General features: G+C 68.4%; 17 protein-coding genes. 10 read left to right on the forward strand and 7 right to left on the reverse strand.

The genetic code is table 11. The features are described from left to right. Positions 1 to 2: 2 nt before the first annotated feature. From HHL11_RS21290 to HHL11_RS21310, 5 genes are all read left to right on the forward strand, one after another. Positions 3 to 488 (forward strand): TRAP transporter small permease, encoded by a 486-nt coding sequence (locus tag HHL11_RS21290; RefSeq protein ID WP_240980356.1) that lies wholly within the window; start codon positions 3 to 5, stop codon positions 486 to 488. After that, a complete protein-coding gene (locus tag HHL11_RS21295) occupies positions 485 to 1,777 on the forward strand; it encodes a TRAP transporter large permease subunit (protein ID WP_169420571.1) in 1,293 nt (430 codons plus the stop codon). The genes HHL11_RS21290 and HHL11_RS21295 overlap by 4 nt, the downstream gene beginning before the upstream one ends. Positions 1,778 to 1,852: 75 nt before the next feature. Beyond that, positions 1,853 to 3,640 carry an adenylate/guanylate cyclase domain-containing protein gene (locus HHL11_RS21300; RefSeq protein WP_169420572.1) on the forward strand — a complete coding sequence of 596 codons (1,788 nt, stop codon included), beginning with the start codon at positions 1,853 to 1,855 and terminating at the stop codon, positions 3,638 to 3,640. 139 nt (positions 3,641 to 3,779) lie between these two features. Further along, complete coding sequence (locus HHL11_RS21305; protein WP_169420573.1) at positions 3,780 to 4,799, forward strand: phosphatase PAP2 family protein; 1,020 nt, start codon at positions 3,780 to 3,782, stop codon at positions 4,797 to 4,799. A 24-nt stretch (positions 4,800 to 4,823) separates the two neighbouring features. Beyond that, positions 4,824 to 7,025, forward strand: coding sequence for a S8/S53 family peptidase (locus tag HHL11_RS21310; protein WP_169420574.1), 2,202 nt, complete (start codon positions 4,824 to 4,826; stop codon positions 7,023 to 7,025). Here the strand turns inward: HHL11_RS21310 and HHL11_RS21315 are convergent. The 3 genes from HHL11_RS21315 to HHL11_RS21325 are packed head-to-tail and all read right to left on the reverse strand — an operon-like array spanning position 7,009 to position 10,057. Beyond that, positions 7,009 to 8,316, reverse strand: coding sequence for a mechanosensitive ion channel family protein (locus tag HHL11_RS21315; protein ID WP_342593254.1), 1,308 nt, complete (start codon positions 8,314 to 8,316; stop codon positions 7,009 to 7,011). The two genes, HHL11_RS21310 and HHL11_RS21315, sit on opposite strands and share 17 nt — an antisense overlap. Further along, positions 8,313 to 9,092, reverse strand: coding sequence for an enoyl-CoA hydratase (locus HHL11_RS21320; RefSeq protein WP_169420575.1), 780 nt, complete (start codon positions 9,090 to 9,092; stop codon positions 8,313 to 8,315). Before HHL11_RS21320 ends, HHL11_RS21315 begins: the two co-directional genes overlap by 4 nt. Before the next feature lie 11 nt (positions 9,093 to 9,103). Beyond that, the gene (locus tag HHL11_RS21325; protein ID WP_169420576.1) at positions 9,104 to 10,057 is read right to left on the reverse strand and encodes a histone deacetylase family protein; all 954 of its coding nucleotides are present in this window, start codon (positions 10,055 to 10,057) and stop codon (positions 9,104 to 9,106) included. 47 nt (positions 10,058 to 10,104) lie between these two features. Between HHL11_RS21325 and HHL11_RS21330 the strand changes: the two genes are divergently transcribed. Genes HHL11_RS21330 through HHL11_RS21350 form a run of 5 tightly spaced genes read left to right on the forward strand, consistent with a single transcriptional unit; the run spans position 10,105 to position 15,743 of the window. Further along, positions 10,105 to 11,025 carry an AAA family ATPase gene (locus HHL11_RS21330; RefSeq protein ID WP_169420577.1) on the forward strand — a complete coding sequence of 307 codons (921 nt, stop codon included), beginning with the start codon at positions 10,105 to 10,107 and terminating at the stop codon, positions 11,023 to 11,025. A gap of 9 nt (positions 11,026 to 11,034) precedes the next feature. After that, positions 11,035 to 12,012 (forward strand): DUF58 domain-containing protein, encoded by a 978-nt coding sequence (locus HHL11_RS21335; RefSeq protein ID WP_169420578.1) that lies wholly within the window; start codon positions 11,035 to 11,037, stop codon positions 12,010 to 12,012. Further along, on the forward strand, positions 12,006 to 14,015 hold the full coding sequence (locus HHL11_RS21340) for a transglutaminase TgpA family protein (protein WP_169420579.1): 2,010 nt from the start codon (positions 12,006 to 12,008) through the stop codon (positions 14,013 to 14,015). Before HHL11_RS21335 ends, HHL11_RS21340 begins: the two co-directional genes overlap by 7 nt. A gap of 4 nt (positions 14,016 to 14,019) precedes the next feature. Continuing rightward, the gene (gene mltB / locus HHL11_RS21345; protein WP_169420580.1) at positions 14,020 to 15,123 is read left to right on the forward strand and encodes a lytic murein transglycosylase B; all 1,104 of its coding nucleotides are present in this window, start codon (positions 14,020 to 14,022) and stop codon (positions 15,121 to 15,123) included. Continuing rightward, the gene (locus tag HHL11_RS21350; RefSeq protein ID WP_169420581.1) at positions 15,120 to 15,743 is read left to right on the forward strand and encodes an HD domain-containing protein; all 624 of its coding nucleotides are present in this window, start codon (positions 15,120 to 15,122) and stop codon (positions 15,741 to 15,743) included. Before mltB ends, HHL11_RS21350 begins: the two co-directional genes overlap by 4 nt. Before the next feature lie 30 nt (positions 15,744 to 15,773). Here the strand turns inward: HHL11_RS21350 and HHL11_RS21355 are convergent, their stop codons facing one another. The 4 genes from HHL11_RS21355 to HHL11_RS21370 form a co-directional block, all read right to left on the reverse strand. Next, on the reverse strand, positions 15,774 to 16,139 hold the full coding sequence (locus tag HHL11_RS21355; RefSeq protein ID WP_169420582.1) for a hypothetical protein: 366 nt from the start codon (positions 16,137 to 16,139) through the stop codon (positions 15,774 to 15,776). Between the two features lie 122 nt (positions 16,140 to 16,261). Continuing rightward, positions 16,262 to 17,776: a tetratricopeptide repeat protein gene (locus HHL11_RS21360; protein ID WP_169420583.1), complete on the reverse strand. Its 1,515-nt coding sequence runs from the start codon at positions 17,774 to 17,776 to the stop codon at positions 16,262 to 16,264. Next, positions 17,773 to 18,726 carry an alpha-E domain-containing protein gene (locus HHL11_RS21365; RefSeq protein ID WP_169420584.1) on the reverse strand — a complete coding sequence of 318 codons (954 nt, stop codon included), beginning with the start codon at positions 18,724 to 18,726 and terminating at the stop codon, positions 17,773 to 17,775. The genes HHL11_RS21360 and HHL11_RS21365 overlap by 4 nt, the downstream gene beginning before the upstream one ends. A 5-nt stretch (positions 18,727 to 18,731) precedes the next feature. Next, positions 18,732 to 20,159 carry a circularly permuted type 2 ATP-grasp protein gene (locus HHL11_RS21370; protein ID WP_425355222.1) on the reverse strand — a complete coding sequence of 476 codons (1,428 nt, stop codon included), beginning with the start codon at positions 20,157 to 20,159 and terminating at the stop codon, positions 18,732 to 18,734. Between the last annotated feature and the right edge of the window lie 73 nt (positions 20,160 to 20,232).

Raw genomic sequence — 20,232 nt, forward strand, 5'->3', positions numbered from 1 at the left:
GCTTGAAGCAGCTGCTGCGCCTGGCCTGCGGCCTGCTCTCCGGGGCGGCGCTGTTCGCCATCATGGTCCTGACCTTCTTCGACGTCGCGGGGCGCAAGTTCCTGGACCACTCCATCCCCGGCTCGCTGGAACTCACAGAGCTGCTGATGGTGGTGGTGATCTTCGCCGCGCTGCCGCTGGTGTCGCTGCGCGGCGAACACGTGGTGTTCGACTCGCTCGACGCCTCGCTGCCGCCGCACGCGGTGCGCATCCAGAAGGCGGTGATCGACCTGCTGATCGCCGCCGCCCTGCTGGGGCTGGCCGCGCTGATGTGGAAGACCGCCGGCGAGTTCGCCGCCAGCGGGGAGACCACCGCGCAACTGAAGTTCGCCAAGTCGAATTTCATCTACGGCATGGCGGTGATGTGCGGGCTGGCCGGCCTGGTGCACATCGCGCTGGTCGTGCGGCCGCCGGCCGCGCTGGCCGAAGGCGAAGGGACCGCCCTGTGACGGCGGCGCTGATCGGGTTCGCCGCCATCTTCCTGCTCGCCGTCTTGCGCATGCCGCTGGCCTTCGCCATGGGCGGCGTCGGCATCGTGGGCATCGGGCTCACGCGCGGCTGGGAGCCGGCCCTGGCCTCCACGGCGCAGGTGGTCTACGAGACCGGCTTCGCCTACACGCTGTCCGTGATCCCGCTGTTCATCCTCATGGGGAACTTCGTGGCGCGGGCTGGCCTGGCGCAGGAACTGTTCGATGCGGCCTATGCCTTCATCGGGCACAAGCGCGGCGGCCTGGCGCACGCGACGGTGGCGGCCTGCGCCGGCTTCGGCGCCATCTGCGGGTCCTCCATCGCGACGGCGGCGACCATGGGCAAGGTGGCCTATCCGTCGATGAAGAACCTGGGCTACAGCGACACATTGGCTATGGGCGTCATCGCGGCCGGCGGCACGCTGGGCATCATGATCCCGCCCTCGACCATCATGGTGATCTACGGGATCATCACCGAGACCAACATCGGCAAGCTGTTCGCCGCCGGCGTGATCCCCGGGCTCGCATCCGCGGCGCTGATGATGGCGGGCATCGCCTGGATCACCTGGCGCGACCCGGCGCATGCACCGGCCGGCGCCCGCAGCGGCTGGCCGGAGCGCTGGCGCGCGCTGCGCGGCATCTGGGGCGTGCTGGTGTTGGTGCTCGTGGTGCTGGGCGGCATCTACGGCGGCTTCTTCACGGCCACCGAGGGCGCGGGCATCGGCGCGGCCGGTGCCTTCCTCTTCGCTGTGGCGCGCCGGCGCCTCAGCTTCGCCCAGCTCACCGAGGTGCTGGTGGAATCGGCGCGCACCACGGCCATGCTGTTCACGCTGCTGATCGCCGCGACGCTGTTCGCCAACTTCGTCAACTTCACCACCATGCCGGGCGACCTGAAGGACCTGATCACCGGCAGCGGGCTGTCGCCGGTGATGGTCGTGGTGGCCATGATGGCGATCTATGTGGTGCTGGGCACGGTGATGGAGGAGCTCACCATGGTGCTGCTCACCATCCCGCTGTTCTTCCCCATCATCACCGCCCTCGGCTACGACCCCATCTGGTTCGGCGTGCTGATCGTGATGGTGGTGCAGATCGGCCTGATCTCGCCGCCAGTGGGCATGAACATGTTCGTGCTGAACGCGCTGCTGCCGGGCGTGGGGCTGGGTGCCATCTACCGCGGCTGCTGGCCCTTCGTGTTCGTGCTGACGGCGATGCTGGGAGTGCTGATCGCCTTCCCCCAGCTCAGCCTGTGGCTGCCCTCCCTGATGAGATAGGCCCGATCCCTGCTTGCAAGCTCTGCAGGCCATCCACCAGAATGGGGATGCGCGACCTGCCGGAGGACAAGCACGATGCAACCCGCCGCAGACGATGAGGAGTCCTGGCTCGAACTGACACGGGCCAGGCGGACCATCGTGGTGGTGGATGTCGTCGAATCGGTCCGGCTCATGCAGGCGCACGAATCCGAATTCATCGCCCGCTGGCGCCGCTTCGTCGACGAGATGCGCACGCGCGTGCTGCCAGAGAACGGAGGCCGGCTCGTGAAGAGTCTGGGCGACGGGATGCTGCTGGAATTCGCCGACGTGCCGCCTGCCGTGGCGGCCGCGTACGAGGCGCAACGCGTCATCGCGCGCTGCAGCGCCGGCTTTCCAGGCGGAGAGAGCATCTGCCTTCGCACCGGTATCCACTTGGCCGACGTCGTGGTCGACGACCTGGACGTTTATGGTTCCGGCGTCAACCTCACGGCGCGCATCGCCGCGCTCGGGCAACCCACCGAGGTGATCCTGTCGGCCGAGGCCCGCGACGCGCTCGTGCCTTCGGTGGACGGGGAACTGCACGACTTGGGCGAATGCTACTTCAAGCACATCGCCCAGCCCGTGCGCTGCTTCCGGGTCGAAGAAGCGCATGCCACGCCCATCCATCTGCCCGCCCCTTCCGAAGAGGCGTTCATGGGGCCGTCCATCGCCGTCATGCCCCTGGAGCCCGGAGGCGGTGAGGCGCCGGCCGGCCTGGGCGAGGCCCTGGCCGGCGAAGTGGTCTCCGTGCTCTCCCGCAGCCATCGCATCCGCGTCATCTCGCCGCTTTCGACGCGTGCGTTGGCCGCGCGCGGCCTGTCGTGCGAGGAGATCGGCGCCCGCCTCGGTGCCCGCTACGTGCTTGCCGGCACGCTGGCCGTGGTCGGCGGCCGCGCAACGGTGGTGTGTGACTTGAGCGACGTGGTGTCGGGCAACGTGCTCTGGAGCGAAGTGCTGCGTCCCCCCGTCGAGGAACTGTTCGATCCCGAGCGCGGCCACCTGGGCGCCATCGTGGCCGGGGTGATGGATGCCATCGACCGGGCCGAGGTGGAAAAGGCGCGCACGCTGCCCCTGCCCACATTGCACAGCTATACCCTGCTGATCGGCGGTGTGACGATGATGCATCGCACGGGCAACGCGGATTTCGAGCGGGCGCGGAGCATCCTGGAATACCTGGTGGAACGCAGCGGCCGGCATCCGGTGCCGCGCGCCTGGCTGGCCAAGTGGCACGTGTTGAACGTGCAGCAGGGCTGGTCCGCCAATCCGCAGGCCGATGCTGCCGTGGCGCTGGAGCAGACCGCGCGCGCCATCGAGGCCGACGCGCACTGCTCGCTCGCGCACACGATGGAGGGCTTCGCGCGGGCCAACATCCTGCGCGACTTCGACGCAGCTGGCGAGTGCTACATGCGCGCCCTCGACCTGAACCCCAACGACTCGCTGGCCTGGCTGCTGAATGGCGTGTTGCACGCCTTCCGGGACGAGGGCCACGCAGCCATGGAGGCGTGCGACCGCGCGCAGCGCCTGTCGCCTCTCGATCCCCTGCGCTACTTCTACGACGCCCTCTCGGCCTCGGCCGCACTGACGGCCGGCCACTACGAGCAGGCCGTGGTGCTCGCACGCCGTTCGCTGCAACTCAATCGCAGCCACCTTTCCACGCATCGCGCGCTCACCGCGGCCCTGGCCTTGGCCGGGCGCGCGGAGGAAGCGCGCGCAAGCGCCGCCGAATTGCTGGCGCGCGACCCTGGCTTCACCGTACGGCGCTTCCTCGCCCGCACGCCGGGCCGCGCCTTCGGCATCAGCAACCGCATCGCGCAGGCACTGCGCGATGCGGGGATCCCGGCCTAGCCGGCTACAGCGGCCCGCGGGCCGGAGGGGAAGAAAAATGAGTGGATGGGGTGGCTGGGGCGGGTGGGGAGGCTGGGGTGGGTGGGGCGGATGGGGAAGCGGCGGACGCGCCGCGCCTCAGCCTCCCGCGGATCCGGTGTTGGCAGACGCGCTGATTCTCAGCCGGGGTGGGATCATTACTTCGCCCTTCGGCGTCGAGCTCGATACCCAATGGAAACCTGACAATATTCACGAACTGATCGACGACACGGCGCCCATGGCCAGATGGGAGCCACTCATCCGGTTCAACGTGTGCCTGCTGGAGTTGATATCGGATGTGGCATTCGAACTGTTGCCGCAAGGTGCCGCGAGGCCCACCGGCGCTCGCCTCGTGCACCGCAGCTTGAAAACGAATTGGGTATCCACGGCAATCGTGCAGCTCGATCGCCCGGAGGATCCTCAACTGTTTGCGGACCAATTGGATCTCGTCTTCAACTGGGCGCGCTACAGGGAAGATCGCTTGAATGAAATCATCTCCCAGCTCGTGCCGCAAACGCCTTTCTGGAGTGCTGTGGCCAACCTTCAGCCCACGCGCCGAAAGTACACCTACGAGCTGATTGAACTCACGTTGGCGTTCGCCTCGATGGCCGCCATGCGCTTCAAGCAGGCATTCAACTGCCCGCGCCCGGTCGCCCATACCGCCAAGATCCAGCCCATGGTGCCCACGCCCGAGCATTCCACGTTTCCGAGCGGGCATGCAACCGAGGCCTACGCTGTCGCCCATGTACTTGGTTGCCTCATACCGGGGACGAACGGCGCCGCGATCTGGAGTCAACTCAACGCGCTGGCCGGACGGATCGCCACCAATCGCACGGTGGCCGGCGTCCACTTCCCGATGGACAGCATGGCCGGGCGGGTGCTCGGCGCGACGGTGGGTGAGTATCTGGCCTACATGTGCAGCACCACCCAGATTCCGGGAATGGCGAGACCCAACAAGGCCGGCGCCCATGCCGGCTGGCTGGAGCGGACCTTCACGACGACCGGGATGTCGACGAAAAAGGACTTCCTGCCCAGCGACGATCTGACAGCCGAGGGCCAGGAACACGATCCGCTGAAGGGCGTCGCTCGCAAGGGAGTGTTGAAGTGGATGTGGGACCAGGCCGTTCTCGAATGGAACTGAGAAATCGAGAACGAGACGAACCAAATGGACCTGGCCTGGCTTCCTCTTCTCCGCGCGCCGTCGCCAATGAAGTCGCAATTCGGATGGAAATTCGAGTCCGACATCGACGGCCTGGACCCCTATGTGATCTGGGGCTACGCAACCGATTTCAGCGGCTTCGGAGATGGAACCAAGCCAGTCACTCTCCCGCTGTTGATCGAGTACGACTCCGAGCCTCACATGACAGCGCAATCGGCGGCGCAGCCTGCATCGGAGAGGACGGCCCTTCTCTCCCGTTTGCGTCACGAATTGCGCAACCTCGCCGAACAACGAGCTCACGGCAATAGCGTTGAGCAAGAGCAATCGCGATCCGAAGAAGCGATGCAACGGAACAGGGCCAAGCAGTTGGTCGTGACCCCGCTGCTGGACCGGTTGCTCAAGGAGTGGGGCGCGACGGTGCCGGAGGTGTATCTGCGACAGATTGCCAACACCAAGGCCCACCGCTACACCTTGACTGCGCAGGTATCGCCGCAATTCATCCTTTTTTTTGGCAAGCCCTGGACATTTCCAGGTTCTCCACCGATTCAGGTACGTGCGCTTCTTTCGATGCCGCGCGCAGCAGCAGCCCAGATCCGCGAAAGCAAGATTCTTCAAAGCCAGGTCGGTCAACCACAGCAACCAGCACCGGTACGTGCGCCTTGCATCGCGATCATCGACGACGGCTGTCCGTTTGCCCATGGCAACCTTCGCTACTGGGACAACGTGCATGGCCAGTGGAAGTCTCGCGTGCGCTTTCTCTGGGACCAAAGCGGCGAGGCATCAGGAACGGCATGGCGCGTGCCCCAACCCATGGGTTACGGCGTCGAACTCGCACAGGACGACGTGGATGGATACCTGACGCCCCGAACCTCCTCCAACGGCGAGCTGGATGAAGACGGTTGTTACGCGGATGCGGGATACGGTGCCGTGCAAGCGCGGTGGACACACGGATCCGTCGTCACCGATCTCGCCGCCGGCGCGCCGAACCCGGTGGCAACCCCTGGGACCGCCGCCGCCGCCGATCTTGCCTCTGCCGCCCCAATCATCTTCGTCCAGTTGCCACGCAGCGCGGTCGACGATCCCACCGGCGGCGGCCTGCACAGGTACGTCATCGACGCGCTCCGCTACATCGACGCACGCACCAGCGACGCTACAGTCAACCCCGAGACGAAGTGTCCCGTAGTCATCAACCTTTCATACGGGACGTTCGCAGGACCGCACGACGGCACCTCGCCCGTGGAGGTGGCCATCGACGACTTCCTCGAGCAGCGCCCCGATTGCGCCGTGATGGTTGCGGCCGGGAATGCCTACGATGCAGAGATACATGCCCAAGTGCGCATTCGGTCGGAGGGAAGCAAGGCCCTGCGCTGGAGCGTCGCCCCAGACGACAAGACGCACTCCTTCATGGAAGTCTGGCTACCGCCGACCGATGAATTCGGGCAGCCAACGGCGCTCGCCGTGCGATTGATCCCTCCGGCGGGCTTGGGACCCGTTTCTCCGCTGGTGACCATCGGCACCAGCTGGTTCGGGTTCCCGGCTCCGGGCACGGCCGGTCCGGCGATCTGCGGGATCGTCTATCCAACGAGCACGCCGCAGGGCAAGTACGGGACCATGGCGCTGCTTTGCGTGGCGGGAACGCAAGGAAGTGGCAATTTGGCGCCAGCAGGCATCTGGACCGTCGAAATCTGCAACCAGGGCAGCGGCACTGTGGAAATAGACGCCTGGATCGAACGGGACGACCCCTCCTTCCAGGGACGCGGCAAGCAGTCGCGATTTGACGATCCGGATCTCGACTACGTTACGCCGAAGAACACCTTGGGCAGTTACTCGCACGCCGTCCATGCCGTCGTGGTCGGTGGCTACCTCGATGCCCAATCTCTCAACCGGCCGCCAGCGGAGTACTCCAGTTCCGGTCCTGGCAGGCTGGGGCACGGACGCAGTGGACCGGATGTCGCCACCGTTTCGGAAGAAAGTCTCACGGAGCACGGACTTCGGGCGGCGGGCACGCGGACTGGCGATACAGTCCGCCTGAAAGGAACCAGCGTGGCCAATCCGGTCGCGGCCCGGCGCCTGTTCAACGAACTGTTGAATGGAAACCCGCCGCCTGCCGATTTGCAGAAAGGACTACGCGACAAGGCAGACCAGCGCAACCCGTACACCGAAGGACCAGAGCGCGTCGGGGCTGGACGGCTCAGGAAGCTTCCCTAGGCGAAGACCGGCTGTCGGTCAACGGCAGCCCCTGAGAATGCACGTGCACCACCCGCTGCGGATACGGAATATCGATCCCCGCCGCCCGCAGCGCCGCCAGCACCCGGAAGTTGACATCCGAGATCACGCCGCCCTGCCCGTTCTGCGGGTCCTCGATCCAGAAGGCCAGCACGAACTCCAGGCCGTCGGCGCCGAAGGCCTTCAACTGCACGCTCGGGCCCGGCGTGACAAGCACGCGCGGCGCGCCGGTGGCGGCGTCCAGCAGGATCTGCTTCACCTGCTGCGGATCGGCGTCGTAGCTCACCGCCACTTGCGTGGTCAGCAGCACGCGCGGGTCGGCCAGCGACAGGTTCTCGATGCGCTCGGTGATCAGCTTCTCGTTCGGCACCACCGACTCGCGGCCGCCCAGCGAGCGAATCAAGGTGTAGCGGGTCTTGATGTCGACCACCACGCCTTCGAAGTTGTCCACGCGCACCGTGTCGCCGATGCGCAGGCTGCGCTCGAACAGGATGACGAAGCCGCTGACGTAGTTGGCCGCCAGCTTCTGCAGGCCGAAGCCGAGGCCCACGCCGAGCGCGCCGCCCAGCACGGATAGGGCCGTCAGGTCCACGCCCACCGCCGACAGCGCGAACAGCACGCCGAGCAGCAGCAGCACGGCGCGGATGGCGTTGGCGGCCACCTTGCGCAGCGACAGGTCGGTGACCGTGTCGCGCAGCACCTTCTGCTCCAGCGCCGCCGACACCCACAGCGCCAGCGCCAGCACGAAGCTGGTCGAGAGCACGCCCTGCACGATGGACAGCAGGTTGATGTTGGACTTGCCGAAGGAGAACTGGATCTTCTCCATCTCCTCCATCACCACCGGCAACAGGCCGAGGATCCAGAGCGCGGCCGCCGCCCAGGCAACCCAGGAGATCAACAGCTCCACCAGCCGCGCCAGCGCCGAGGACGGAAAGACCACCGTGAACACGCGCGCGACCAGCCGGATGCCCGCCAGCGCCGCCAGCACCGGCACCACGATGCGCAGCAGCGGCACGGCGTGGTATTCGCCCACGACGAGCTTCGCGGTATAGGTGAAGGCCAGCGCAAGCAGCGGGAACAGCACGCCGTCAAACAGCGCGCGCCCGTACCAGATGGAATCGGCCTTGCGGCGGCGGCCGCTCAGCCAGCAGATCGCGAAGGCGATCACGAGGCAGCCGACCAGGGCCCAGATGTCCCAGGCCGTGGACCCGGTGTCCAGGTCGTGGATGAAACGCCCGAGGTCGTCCAGCCCTTGTACTTCTCTTTCCGTCACGATGTCCAGTTCGGCTTTCTCTTCTGCGTGAAGGCAGCCACGCCCTCCTGGGCGCAGTCCTCCATCATGTTGGCCGCCATGGTCTGGCTGGCCAGCTGGTAGGCGGCTTCGGCGCCCATCTCGCGCTGGCGGTAGAAGAGTTCCTTGCCCATGGCGAGCGCGAGGCGCGGCTTGGCGAGGATACTGGCGACCAGCTGCTCCACCCCGGCATCCAGTTGCGCAGCCGCCACGGCGCGGTTCACCAGCCCGCGCGCCTGCGCCTCGGCCGCGGAAATGAATTCGCCGGTCAGCAGCATCTCCATCGCCTGCTTGGCGCCCACGTTGCGCAGCAGCGGCACGCTGGGCGTGGCGCAGAACAGGCCGAAGTTGACGCCGCTGACGGCGAAGCTCGCGTCCTCCGATGCCACCGCCAGGTCGCACTGGGCCACCAGCTGGCAACCGGCCGCCGTGGCCAGGCCCTGCACCCGCGCGATGACGGGCACCGGCAGCTTCTGGATGGACAGCATCATGCGGCTGCAGCGCGCGAACAGCTGCTGGTAGTAGTCCAGCGCGGGCCGCGCGATCATTTCCTTCAGGTGGTGGCCGGCGCTGAAGGCCTTGCCCTCGGCGGCCAGCACCACGACGCGCACGCTTTCGTCATCCTTGATGCGGTCCAGCGCGGCCTGCAGCGCGGCGATCATCTCCCCGCTGAGCGCATTGAAGCTCGCCGGCCGGTTGAGCGTGAGCGTGACGACGCCGCGCGCATCCCTGCGCTCCAGCAGCACCTGGTCTTCCATGTTGCTTCTTCCTACAGGTCGGCGAGGGCGCGCAGGTGCGCTTCGACGCTGCGGCCCAGCGCATCGAGGTTGTAGCCGCCTTCCAGGCTGGACACGATGCGGCCTTTGGCGTGGCGCTGCGCCACCGCGCGCAGCTGCTTCGTCATCCAGGCGTAGTCGGCTTCCACCAGGCCCATCTGGCCGAGGTCGTCCTCGCGGTGGGCGTCGAAGCCGGCGCTGATGAAGATCATCTCCGGCTTGAACGCCTCCAGCCGCGGCAGCCACTGCTCCTCGACCAGCTCGCGCACGGCCGGGCCCTTGGTATAGGCCGGCACCGGCAGGTTGACCATGTTGGCCGCATGCGGGCCGAAGCCGCTGTACGGATAGAAGGGGTGCTGGAAGAAGCTCACCATCAGCACACGTTCGTCGCCGGCCAGGATGTCCTCGGTGCCGTTGCCGTGGTGCACGTCGAAGTCGACGATGGCCACGCGCTTCAAGCCATGGCGCTCGAGCGCATAGCGCGCCGCGATCGCGATGTTGTTGAAGAAGCAGAAGCCCATCGCGCGGTCGCGGCAGGCGTGGTGCCCCGGCGGGCGCACGGCGCAGAAGGCGTTCTCGACCTCGCCGGCCATCACGGCATCGGTGGCCGCCAGCGCCGCACCGGCCGCGCGCAGCACGGCGTTCCAGGTGTGGCGGTTCATGGCCGTGTCCGGGTCGATGTGCACATGGTCGATGCCGCCCGCGTCCTCCTGCTCGCGCAGTTCTTCGGCCAGGCCGCGGACGCCCGCGACGTGCATGCGCTCGTGCGCCAGTTCGATCTGTTCGGTGCTCGCCAGCGGCGCCTCCCGCCGCTCGAGCGCGTCGCCCACGCCGGAGGCAAGCAGGCGGTCCTCGATCGCATCGAGCCGCTCGGGACACTCCGGGTGTCCCCGCCCCATGTCGTGGCGCCTGCAGTCCGGATGCGAGAAATACCCGGTCTTGTTCATCGGTCCCCCCTTCGGCACCCGCCAAATTGGGATAAGGTCATGCCTTTATGGATGCACGACAAAAACTCAAAACGCTCCTCGGCCAGCTTAACACGGTGATCGTCGGGAAGCCCGCGCAGGTGCGGGACTGCGTGGCCTGCCTGCTGGCGGGCGGCCACCTGCTGATCGAGGACGTGCCCGGGGTCGGCAAGACCACCCTCGCTCACGCGCTGGCGCGGGCCTTCGGGCTGCAGTTCTCGCGGGTGCAGTTCACCGCGGACCTGATGCCCAGCGACCTCTCCGGCGTGTCGATCTACGACCGCGGCAAGGAGAGCTTCGTCTTCCATCCGGGCCCGGTGTTCGCGCAGGTGCTGCTCGCCGACGAGATCAACCGCGCCAGCCCCAAGACGCAGAGCGCGCTGCTGGAGGCGATGGAGGAACACCAGGTGACGGTGGAAGGCGAAACGCGCGCCCTGCCCTCGCCCTTCTTCGTCATCGCCACGCAGAACCCGCACGACCAGCTGGGCACCTTCGCGCTGCCCGAGTCGCAGCTCGATCGCTTCCTGATGCGCATTTCCCTCGGCTACCCGGACCGCGCGGCGGAGCGCGCCCTCTTCACCGGCGCCGACCGGCGCGACATGGTGGAGCACCTGGAAAACACGCTGGCGCCGATCGAGCTGCAGGCCTTGCAGCAGCAGGTGCTGGACATCCATGCGGCCGACCCGCTGCTCGATTACGTGCAGGACCTGATTGCCGCCACCCGCAGCGGCCGCTGGTTCCTGCAGGGCCTGAGCCCGCGCGCCGGCATCGCGGTGATCCGCGCGGCCAAGGCGCAGGCGCTGCTCTCGGGCCGCGACTACGTGGCGCCGGACGACGTGCAGGCCATCTTCCCGCAGACCGTGGCCCACCGCCTGGTGCCCGTGGGCGACGCCGGCCGCGGCCCCGTCGAACAGGTGCGGGCGATGCTGGAAGGCGTCGCACTTCCCTGAGAAACGCGCGTGGATGCCGCCACCCTGAACCCGCTCTCCCTGGTCCGCCGCCGCTTCCGCCAGTGGTGGCAGGCCCGCCTGCCCCTCACCGATACCTACACGCTCACCCAGCGCAACGTCTACATCCTGCCCACGCGTCCGGGCTGGATGCTGGCCTTGACCCTGCTCGTGCTGCTGGTCGGGTCCATCAACTACCAGCTGAACCTGGGCTATCTGCTCACTTTCCTGCTGGCCGGCAGCGCCCTGGTGGGCATGCACGTCTGCCACGCGACCCTGCGCGGGCTGACCTTGAACCTGCAGACGCCGGCGCAGCAGTTCGCCGGCACCGCCGCCACCCTGTCGGTGGTCCTGAGCAACGCGCGCAAGTCGGTGCGGCACAGCATCGGGCTGGCGGTGCTGGACGCGACCCACGAAGACCACTGGACCTGGACCGACGTGCCCGCCGAAGGCAGCTGCACGGTGCAGGTCGCCTTCCGGCCCGAAAAGCGCGGGCTGCACCGGGTGCCGCCGCTGACGGCCGAGACCCGTTTTCCGCTGGGCACCTTCCGCGTCTGGACGGTGTGGCGGCCGGCCGCGCAGGTGCTGGTCTACCCGGCGCCCGAGCTGCATCCGCCGCCGCTGCCGCCGGGCGAGCCGCGCGCCGGCGGCGCCGCCGCGGCCCGCGCACAGAGCACCGGCGAATTCGAAGGCGTGCGCGCCTACCGGCGCGGCGACCCGCTGAAGCTGGTGGTGTGGAAGAAGGCGGCCAAGTCCGATGAACTCGTGAGCCGCGACACCATGCAGGCGCAGCGCTATGAGCTGTGGCTGGACTTCGCCGGCGCCGGCCACCAGGACCGCGAAGGACGCATCTCGCGCCTGGCGGCCTGGGTGTTGCAGGCCGACAAGCTGGACCAGGACTACGGCCTGCGCCTGCCCGGACTGCAAATCAAGCCCGGGAGCGGCGAAGCCCACAAGCGGCGCTGCCTGGAGGCGCTGGCCCTATGCTGAACCTGCGCTTGCGCCTGGCCGCCCTGCCGCGCGACGCGCGCGACACGCTGTTCCTGCTGGTCGTGATCGGCTGGGTGCTGCTGCCCCACATCGGCAACCTGCCCTGGTGGTGCACGCTGCTGGCCGCGGGCGTGCTGCTGTGGCGCGGCACGCTGGCCGTGCAGGGCAAGCCGCTGCCCGGCAAGTGGTGGCTGTTCGGCCTGCTGGCCGCCACCCTGGGTGCGACCTGGCTGACGCACCGCACGCTGCTCGGGCGCGACGCCGGCGTGACCTTGATCGTGGTGCTGCTGGCGCTGAAGACGCTGGAACTGCGCGCGCGACGCGACGCCTTCGTGGTGTTCTTCCTGAGCTTCTTCACGATGCTCACCAACTTCTTCTTCTCGCAGTCGCTGCCGGTGGCGGCCGCGATGCTGGTGGCGCTGCTGGGACTGCTGACGGCGTTGGTCAATGCCCACATGCCGGTGGGCCGGCCTTCGCTGGCCGAAGCGGCGCGCACCGCCGGCTGGATGGCCTTGCTGGGCGCACCGGTGATGGCGCTGCTGTTCGTGCTGTTCCCGCGCTTCGCGCCGCTGTGGGGCATTCCGAGCGATGCGATGACGGGGCGCAGCGGCCTGTCCTCGCAGATGCAGATCGGCAACGTGGCGCAGCTGGCGCTGGACGACAGCATCGCCTTCCGCGTCAAGTGGCAAGGCAACCCGCCGCCGCAGGACCAGCTGTACTTCCGCGGACCGGTGTTCGCCGATTTCGACGGCCGCGAGTGGCGGCCGCTGGCGCCGCGCCTGGCGGCCCGCTTCCCGCCGATCCGCATCGAGGAGCCCATGCTCCAGGTTGCCGGCACGCCGATCCGCTACGAGCTGACGATGGAGCCGAACAACCGGCCCTGGCTGCTGACGCTGGACGCCGCCGTGCAGCCGCCGCAAGCGCCCGGCCTGGTCGCGGCCATGAGCGGCGACCTGCAATGGGTGGCCTCGCGGCCCGTCGTCGACCTGCTGCGCTACACCGCCGAAAGCTACCCGCAGTTCCGCTACGGGCCGCGCCGGCGCGCCGCCGTGCTCACCGAGTACCGCCAGCTGCCGGCGGGCTTCAACCCGCGCACGATCGAGCTGGCCGGCGAGATCCAGCGCGAGCATCCGGGCGCCGACTCCGCCGTCCTCGTCGACGCGGTGATGGACCGGCTGCGCACCGGCGGCTACCGCTACACGCTGGAGCCGGGGCAGTACGGGCAGGACACGGCCGACGAGTTCTGGTTCGACAAGAAGGAAGGCTTCTGCGAGCACATCGCGTCGTCCTTCGTGGTGCTGGTGCGCGCGCTGGGCATCCCGGCGCGCATCGTCACCGGCTACCAGGGCGGGCAGCGGAACAACGTCGACAACTACTGGATCGTGCGGCAGAGCGACGCGCATGCCTGGGCCGAGGTCTGGTTCGACGGCCGCGGCTGGACGCGCGTGGACCCGACCTCGGCGGTCGCGCCGGGCCGCACCGGCACCTTCGAGCGCCTGCTGCCGCCGCGCGGCGTGTTCGCCAATGCCATGGACACCGTCAGTCCCAACCTCGTGGCCTCGATGCGCGCGGCCTGGGAGGCGATGAACAACGGCTGGAACCAGTGGATCCTGAACTACACGCAGAGCCGGCAGCTGAACCTGCTGCGCAATCTGGGCTTCGAGTCGCCGAGCTGGGAGGACCTGAGCTACCTGTTGCTGGCGATCATCGTGGTGGCCGCCCTGGCGGGCGCCGCCTGGACCTGGTGGGACCGGTTGCAGCACGACCCCTGGCTGCGCCTGCTGGGCCGCGCCCGCAAGCGCCTGCGCGCCGCCGGCCTGGAAACGGGCCACAACGTCGCGCCCCGCCAGATCGCGAATCTTGTCACGGCCCGCTTCGGCGAAGATGCGCGACGATTGGCGGATTGGCTGCTGCGCCTGGAAGCGCAGCGCTATGCCCGTCAGCCGGGCGCCTCGCTGCAGGCGCTGCGGCGTGAATTCCAACAGCTTCCCTGGCCGACCTGAACCGATGGCTTCCCTGCGATTCCTGCTCCCCCTGCTCTGCGCCGTGACGCTCACGCTGCCCGCGTGCGCGGCGCCCGAGGGCGCCAAGCCCGCCCATGCCGCCAAGTCCAAGGCGAAGAAGGCGCAGTCCGGCGTCCCCTACGCCGACCGCGAAGATGCCTTGCGCTTCGCCGACGAGGTGGCCGCCCGCGACGGCCTGCCGCTGGAATGGGTGCGCTCGATGGTCGGCCAGGCGCAGAAGCTGCCCGTGGTGGCGCGCCTGATGGAGCCCGCGCCGACCGGCACGCCCAAGAACTGGCGCGTGTACCGCAGCCGCTTCATCGACCCGGTGCGCCTCGGCGCCGGCGTGCGCTTCTGGCAAGAGAACCGCGAAGCGCTGGAACGGGCCGAGCAGCAGTTCGGCGTGCCGGCCGAGATCATCGTCGGCATCGTCGGCGTCGAGACGATCTACGGCCAGCAGATGGGCGACTTCCGCGTGCTCGACTCGCTGGCCACGCTGGCCTTCGACTTCCCGCCGAACCACCCGCGCGCCGCGGAGCGCGCCAAGTACTTCCGCGGCGAGCTGGAAGCCTTCCTCACCTACTGCAACAGCATGCGCATCGACCCGCGCAAGCCGCGCGGCAGCTACGCCGGCGCCATGGGCATGCCGCAGTTCATGCCGAGCAGCCTGGTGCGCTGGGGCGTGGACTACGACGGCGACAAGCGCATCGACCTCGCCGGCAGCGCCGACGACGTGATCGGCTCGGTGGCCAACTACTTCAAGGGCTATGGCTGGAATCCCGGCATGCCCACGTACTACCCGGTGAGCTTCGACGCGGCGAAGCTGGACCTCGACGCGCTGCTCGCGCCGGACATCCTGCCCACGTTCTCCGTGGCCAGCATGCAGGCCAAGGGCGTGGTGCTGGAAGGCGCGGCGCTGGAGCACAAGGGGCCGCTGGCGCTGATCGAGCTGCAGAACGGCGGCGACCCGCCCACCTACGTGGCCGGCACCGAGAACTTCTACGTGATCACGCGCTACAACTGGTCCAGCTACTACGCGATGGCCGTGATCGAGCTGGGGCGCGAGGTGAAGGAAGCCATGCCGCGCCAGGGGAGGCAATCGCCATGAACAGCATCACCGCGGCCTCCTGGCAGCGCCTGTGGGGCGAGCTCGGCGCGCAGGAAATCAGCGGCGGCTTGCTGAACCAGCTGGTCGCCGCATACAGCGAGCAGCAGCGCCACTACCACACGCTGGAGCACCTGCGCGGATGCCTGGCGCATTTCGACGCCGCCGGCTCGCTGGCGCGGCATCCGGCCGAAGTGGAACTGGCGCTGTGGTTCCACGACGCCGTCTACGAGCCGCAGCGCAAGGACAACGAGGAGCGCAGCGCGCAATGGGCGCACGACAGCGTGAGGGCCGCCGGCTGCGCGCCCGAGGTGGCGGACCGCGTGCGCGACCTGGTGCTGGCGACGAAGGCGCACCAGGCAGCCGGTGACGATCCCGATGCGGCCTTGCTGCTGGATATCGACCTGGCGATCCTCGGCGCATCGGCGGCTCGCTTCGACGAATACGAGCGGCAGATCCGGGCGGAGTACGCGCACGTGCCGGAAGACGAATTCCGCGCGCGGCGGACGCAGGTGCTGCGCTCCTTTCTGGACCGGCCGCGGATTTTTGTCACCAGCGCATATCACGACGCGCTGGAGCAGCGGGCGCGGGACAACCTGCGGCGCTCGCTCGCATCTCTGTAGGGTGCGCAGCAAGCTGCGCACCCTACGAAACTACAAGCACCCACCCGGCCCGATGGAAGCGAGCTTGCGCACCGTCACGAAGGAACACCCGGCCGGCCGCCAGCGGGGCACCTCGGTCGCGGCTTCGTCCACCTCGAACTCGTTGGCCTGCGGCATGCGCGTCATGTCGTAGACATCCGCGCCGCCGGCGAGGGCACCCGCTTCGAGGCCCAGGATGCACTCCACTTCCGGCAGGCTGCGCCCGGCAAGGAACTTGTGCTGCGTGAAGGGGCCGCGGCACCAGAACTGCAGCGGCGCGCCCCGGGCCACCACCTGCACCGGCCGCGCCAGCGGCCCCAGCTTCCAGCAGGCGAGCGCATCGCGCTTGAGCATGCGCGCATCGGCAGCAGAGAACATCATCGGACTCCCATGGCTTGACGACAAAAAAGCTTAGGGAGCGGCGGCGCGGGGGCTTGTAGTCGCTGGACGCATCTGGCGCAGGCCGGTGTTGCTGGGGTGCGCTGGTCGCGCAACCCAGCCTACGAGGAAAGCCAGGCTTCGAAGGCGCGCATGAGGCGCGCGATCTGTGCCGAACGGTCCTCGCCGGCGGCGCGGCGGAAGAGGCGCGCGGTCGGATACCAGGGCGAGTCGGCGCGGTCCACCAGCCAGCGCCAGTCGGCGTTGGGCGGCAGCAGGATCCACACCGGCTTGCCCAGCGCGCCGACGAGGTGGGCGATGGCGGTGTCCACCGTGACCACCAGGTCCAGCTGCTCGATCATCGCGGCGCTGTCGGCGAAGTCGGCCCAGTCGCCGGTGAAGTCCGGCAGTTCGCCCGGCGCGGGCTGCAGGTCCGTGTTGGCGCCCGCCTCGCCCTTCTGCAGGCTGAAGCACTGCACGCCGGGCTGGCCCAGCAGCGGCGCGAGCAGGCTGAGCGGCACGGCGCGGTTGCGGTTGTTCACCTGCACCTGCGAGCCGGACCAGGCCAGGCCCACCTTGCGCTGGCCCGCCCACGGCGCCAGGCGTTCGCGCCAGCGCACGCGCGCCTCCTCCGGCGCGCGCAGGTAAGGCACCGCCGAGGGGATGCTGGAAAGAGTCGTGCCGAAGCGCCCTGGCAACTCCAGCAGCGCCGCATGCAGGTGCACGTTGAACGACACGCCCGGCTTCAGGCATTCGACGCCGGGAAAGCTCGCCTCGACCAGCGGCACCAGTTCGGGCTGGACGACGCAGCGCACCTGCGCGCCCAGCGCCTGCAATTGCGGCAGGTAGCGCACGAACTGCAGCACGTCGCCGAGCCCCTGTTCCGCGTAGACGCCGATCGCCTGGCCCTGCAGCGGCTGCGCCGGCCCCGGCCACTCGGAGCCAGGCTGCCAGAAAGCAGGCCGCGGCAGCCGCGCGGGGTCGCGCCAGCGCCGCTCGTAGAAGGGCCAGCCCTCCTCCAGCCGGCCGGCCAGCAGCAGCGTGAAGGCCAGATCCAGTTCGGCCAGGTGGAAGCCCGGTTGCAGCTCCAGCGCGCGGCGCAGGTGCTGCTCCGCTTCGTCGAGCCGTTCCAGGTGCAGCAGCGCGGTGCCCAGGATGCGCTGCGCATAGGGATGCGCCGGCGCCAGTTCCACCGCGCGGCGCGCGTGCGCCAGGGCGCCGTCGAAATCTTCCAGCCGCCACAGCACGCCGGACAGGTCCACGTGGGCTTCCACCAGCGCCGGTTCCACCTCCAGCGTCGCGCGATACAGGGCGGCGGCGGCGGCTACATCGCCGCTGTGCTCCCGGCAGAAGCCGGCGTGCAGCAGGTTGGCGGCGCTGCGCACGCCGAATTCATCGAGCAAGCGGGTGTAGAGCGGCACCGCCTGCACGTAGCGCTGCTGCGTGAGGAGGAGGTCGGCGAGTTCCTGCACCGGCTCGAGTGCCTGCGGCGCAATGCGCATCGCGTCGCTGAGCCAGGCTGTCGCGGTCAGCAGGTCGCCGGCGGCGCGGCAGGCGCGCGCCAGGGCCAGGCGGACCGGCAGCGAATCCGGCTCGCGTTGGAGAACCGCAAGCAGGTTCCCCGCTTCCGCGCTCATGCGGGAATCAGGAAGTCGCGGCTGATGCGCATGCCCAGGTCGTTCACGCGGTCCAGGAACTGGGTGAGGAAGGCGTGCAGGCCGTTGGCGAGGATCTCCTCGATGTGCCCGTACTGCAGCTCGGCGCGCAGCTTGCCGGCGCGGCGATGCGTTTCGGAGGACTGGTCGTTGGCCACCATCGCCAGGTTGGACACGACCTCGTTCAGGCTGGCGTGCAGCGAGCGCGGCATGTCCGGCCGCAGGATCAGCAGGTCGGCCACGCGCTCGGGCTTGATGACGTCGCGGTAGACCTTGCGGTAGATCTCGAAGCCGGAGACGCTGCGCAGGATGGCGCTCCAGTGGTAGAAGTCGTACTCCTGGTCCTTCTCGCTGGCGGCGCCGAAGAAGTCGCTCTGCACCGCGTGGAACTTCACGTCCAGCAGCCGTGCCGTGTTGTCGGCGCGCTCGAGGAAGGTGCCCAGGCGCATGAAGTGCAGCGCCTCGTCCATCAGCATGGTGCCGACCGTGACGCCGCGCGACAGGTGCGAGCGGAACTTGACCCACTCGAAGAACTGGCCCGGGTCCTTTTCGAAATCGCCCAGCCGCAGCATGCGGTTGACCTCCAGCCAGGTCTGGTTCTGCGTCTCCCAGGCCTCGGTGGTGAGCGAGCCGCGCACGGCCCGCGCGTTCTCGCGCGCGGCCTTCAGGCAGGACACGATGGAAGACGCGTTGCTCTCGTCCTTCACCATGAACTGCATGACGTTCTGCGGGTCCACCTCGCCATGCTTGGCGACGTAGGACGGCATCAGCTCGCTGATCGAAAGCACGCCCTGCCAACCTACTTTCGACACCGCGGCCGATTGCGGCAGCAGCGAGGTCTGGTAGTTGACATCCAGCATGCGGGCGGTGTTCTCGGCCCGCTCCGTGTAGCGGGCCATCCAGAACAAGTGGTCGGCGGTGCGAGACAGCATGTTGTTCAGACTTCCAGGATCCAGGTGTCCTTGGTGCCGCCACCCTGGGAGGAATTGACCACCAGGGAGCCTTCCTTGAGCGCGACGCGCGTCAGGCCGCCGGGCACCATCTGCACCTCCTTGCCCGAAAGCACGAACGGCCGCAGGTCGATGTGGCGCGGCGCGATGCCCGCGTCGACGAAGGTGGGGCAACTGGAAAGCGACAAGGTCGGCTGCGCGATGTAGCGCTCCGGCGTGGCAATCAACTGCTTGCGGAAATCCTCGATCTCCTGCTGCGTGGCCGCCGGGCCCACCAGCATGCCGTAGCCGCCGGCGCCGTGCACTTCCTTCACCACCAGGTCCTTCAGGTGCGCCAGCACGTACTTGAGCGACTCGGGCTCGCGGCACATGTGGGTGGGCACGTTGGAGAGGATCGGTTTCTCGCCCAGGTAGAACTCGATCATCCTGGGCACGTAGGGGTAGATCGACTTGTCGTCGGCCACCCCGGTGCCGATGGCGTTGCACAGCGCCACGTTGCCGGCGCGGTAGACGTTCAGCAGCCCGGCGCAGCCGAGCGTGGAGGTCGGACGGAAGACGAGCGGGTCGAGGAAGTCGTCGTCGACGCGCCGGTAGATCACGTCCACCCGCTTCGGCCCGCGCGTGGTGCGCATGTAGACGAAGCCGTCCCGCACGAACAGGTCCTGGCCTTCGACCAGCTCCACGCCCATCTGCTGCGCGAGGAAGGCGTGCTCGAAATAGGCGCTGTTGTACATGCCGGGCGTGAGCACCACCACGGTCGGATCGTCGGTGGTGGAAGGCGCGGAGGCGCGCAGCGTTTCCAGCAGCAGGTCCGGGTAGTGCATCACCGGCGCCACCTGGTAGCTGCTGAACAGCTCCGGGAACAGCCGCATCATCATCTTGCGGTCTTCCAGCATGTAGCTGACGCCGCTGGGCACGCGCAGGTTGTCCTCCAGCACGTAGTACTCGCCCTCGCCCTGGGCGTTGGGCGCGCGCACGATGTCGATGCCGGCGATGTGCGAGTAGATGTCGTTGGGCACGTCGACGCCCATCATCTCGGCGCGGAACTGGGCGTTGCCCACGATCTGCGACTCGGGGACGATGCCCGCCTTGACGATCTCCTGATCGTGGTAGACGTCGCGGATGAAGCGGTTGAGCGCGGTCACCCGCTGCACCAGGCCCTGCTCCATGCGCCGCCATTCGGCCGCCGGGATGATGCGCGGGATCAGGTCGAAGGGGATCAGCCTCTCGGTGCCGGCGCCGTCTTCGTCCTTGGCGCCATAGACGGCGAAGGTGATGCCGACGCGGCGGAAGATGACCTCCGCCTCCTCGCGCCGGGACTGCATCATTTCGCGCGGCTGGCGCGCCAGCCACTGGGCATAGGTGCGGTAGTGGTCGCGCACGCCCTGCACTTGCGACTGCGTCTGCCCGCCCATGGTCTGCGACTGGAACTGGAAGGGTCCGGTCCCGGTCAACTGGGCGAACATCTCGTCGAATTTATGCATGGGG

This window comes from Ramlibacter agri, assembly GCF_012927085.1.
Lineage (GTDB): Bacteria > Pseudomonadota > Gammaproteobacteria > Burkholderiales > Burkholderiaceae_C > Ramlibacter > Ramlibacter agri.

What these genes read in the sequence shown, in the direction of transcription:
- HHL11_RS21300 (WP_169420572.1), top strand. Translation starts at nt 1,853, where the DNA reads ATGCAACCCGCCGCAGACGATGAGGAGTCCTGGCTCGAACTGACACGG.
- HHL11_RS21310 (WP_169420574.1), top strand. Translation starts at nt 4,824, where the DNA reads ATGGACCTGGCCTGGCTTCCTCTTCTCCGCGCGCCGTCGCCAATGAAG.
- HHL11_RS21320 (WP_169420575.1), bottom strand. Translation starts at nt 9,092, where the DNA reads ATGGAAGACCAGGTGCTGCTGGAGCGCAGGGATGCGCGCGGCGTCGTC.
- HHL11_RS21325 (WP_169420576.1), bottom strand. Translation starts at nt 10,057, where the DNA reads ATGAACAAGACCGGGTATTTCTCGCATCCGGACTGCAGGCGCCACGAC.
- HHL11_RS21330 (WP_169420577.1), top strand. Translation starts at nt 10,105, where the DNA reads ATGGATGCACGACAAAAACTCAAAACGCTCCTCGGCCAGCTTAACACG.
- HHL11_RS21340 (WP_169420579.1), top strand. Translation starts at nt 12,006, where the DNA reads ATGCTGAACCTGCGCTTGCGCCTGGCCGCCCTGCCGCGCGACGCGCGC.
- mltB (WP_169420580.1), top strand. Translation starts at nt 14,020, where the DNA reads ATGGCTTCCCTGCGATTCCTGCTCCCCCTGCTCTGCGCCGTGACGCTC.
- HHL11_RS21350 (WP_169420581.1), top strand. Translation starts at nt 15,120, where the DNA reads ATGAACAGCATCACCGCGGCCTCCTGGCAGCGCCTGTGGGGCGAGCTC.
- HHL11_RS21355 (WP_169420582.1), bottom strand. Translation starts at nt 16,139, where the DNA reads ATGTTCTCTGCTGCCGATGCGCGCATGCTCAAGCGCGATGCGCTCGCC.
- HHL11_RS21360 (WP_169420583.1), bottom strand. Translation starts at nt 17,776, where the DNA reads ATGAGCGCGGAAGCGGGGAACCTGCTTGCGGTTCTCCAACGCGAGCCG.
- HHL11_RS21365 (WP_169420584.1), bottom strand. Translation starts at nt 18,726, where the DNA reads ATGCTGTCTCGCACCGCCGACCACTTGTTCTGGATGGCCCGCTACACG.
- HHL11_RS21370 (WP_425355222.1), bottom strand. Translation starts at nt 20,159, where the DNA reads ATGGGCGGGCAGACGCAGTCGCAAGTGCAGGGCGTGCGCGACCACTAC.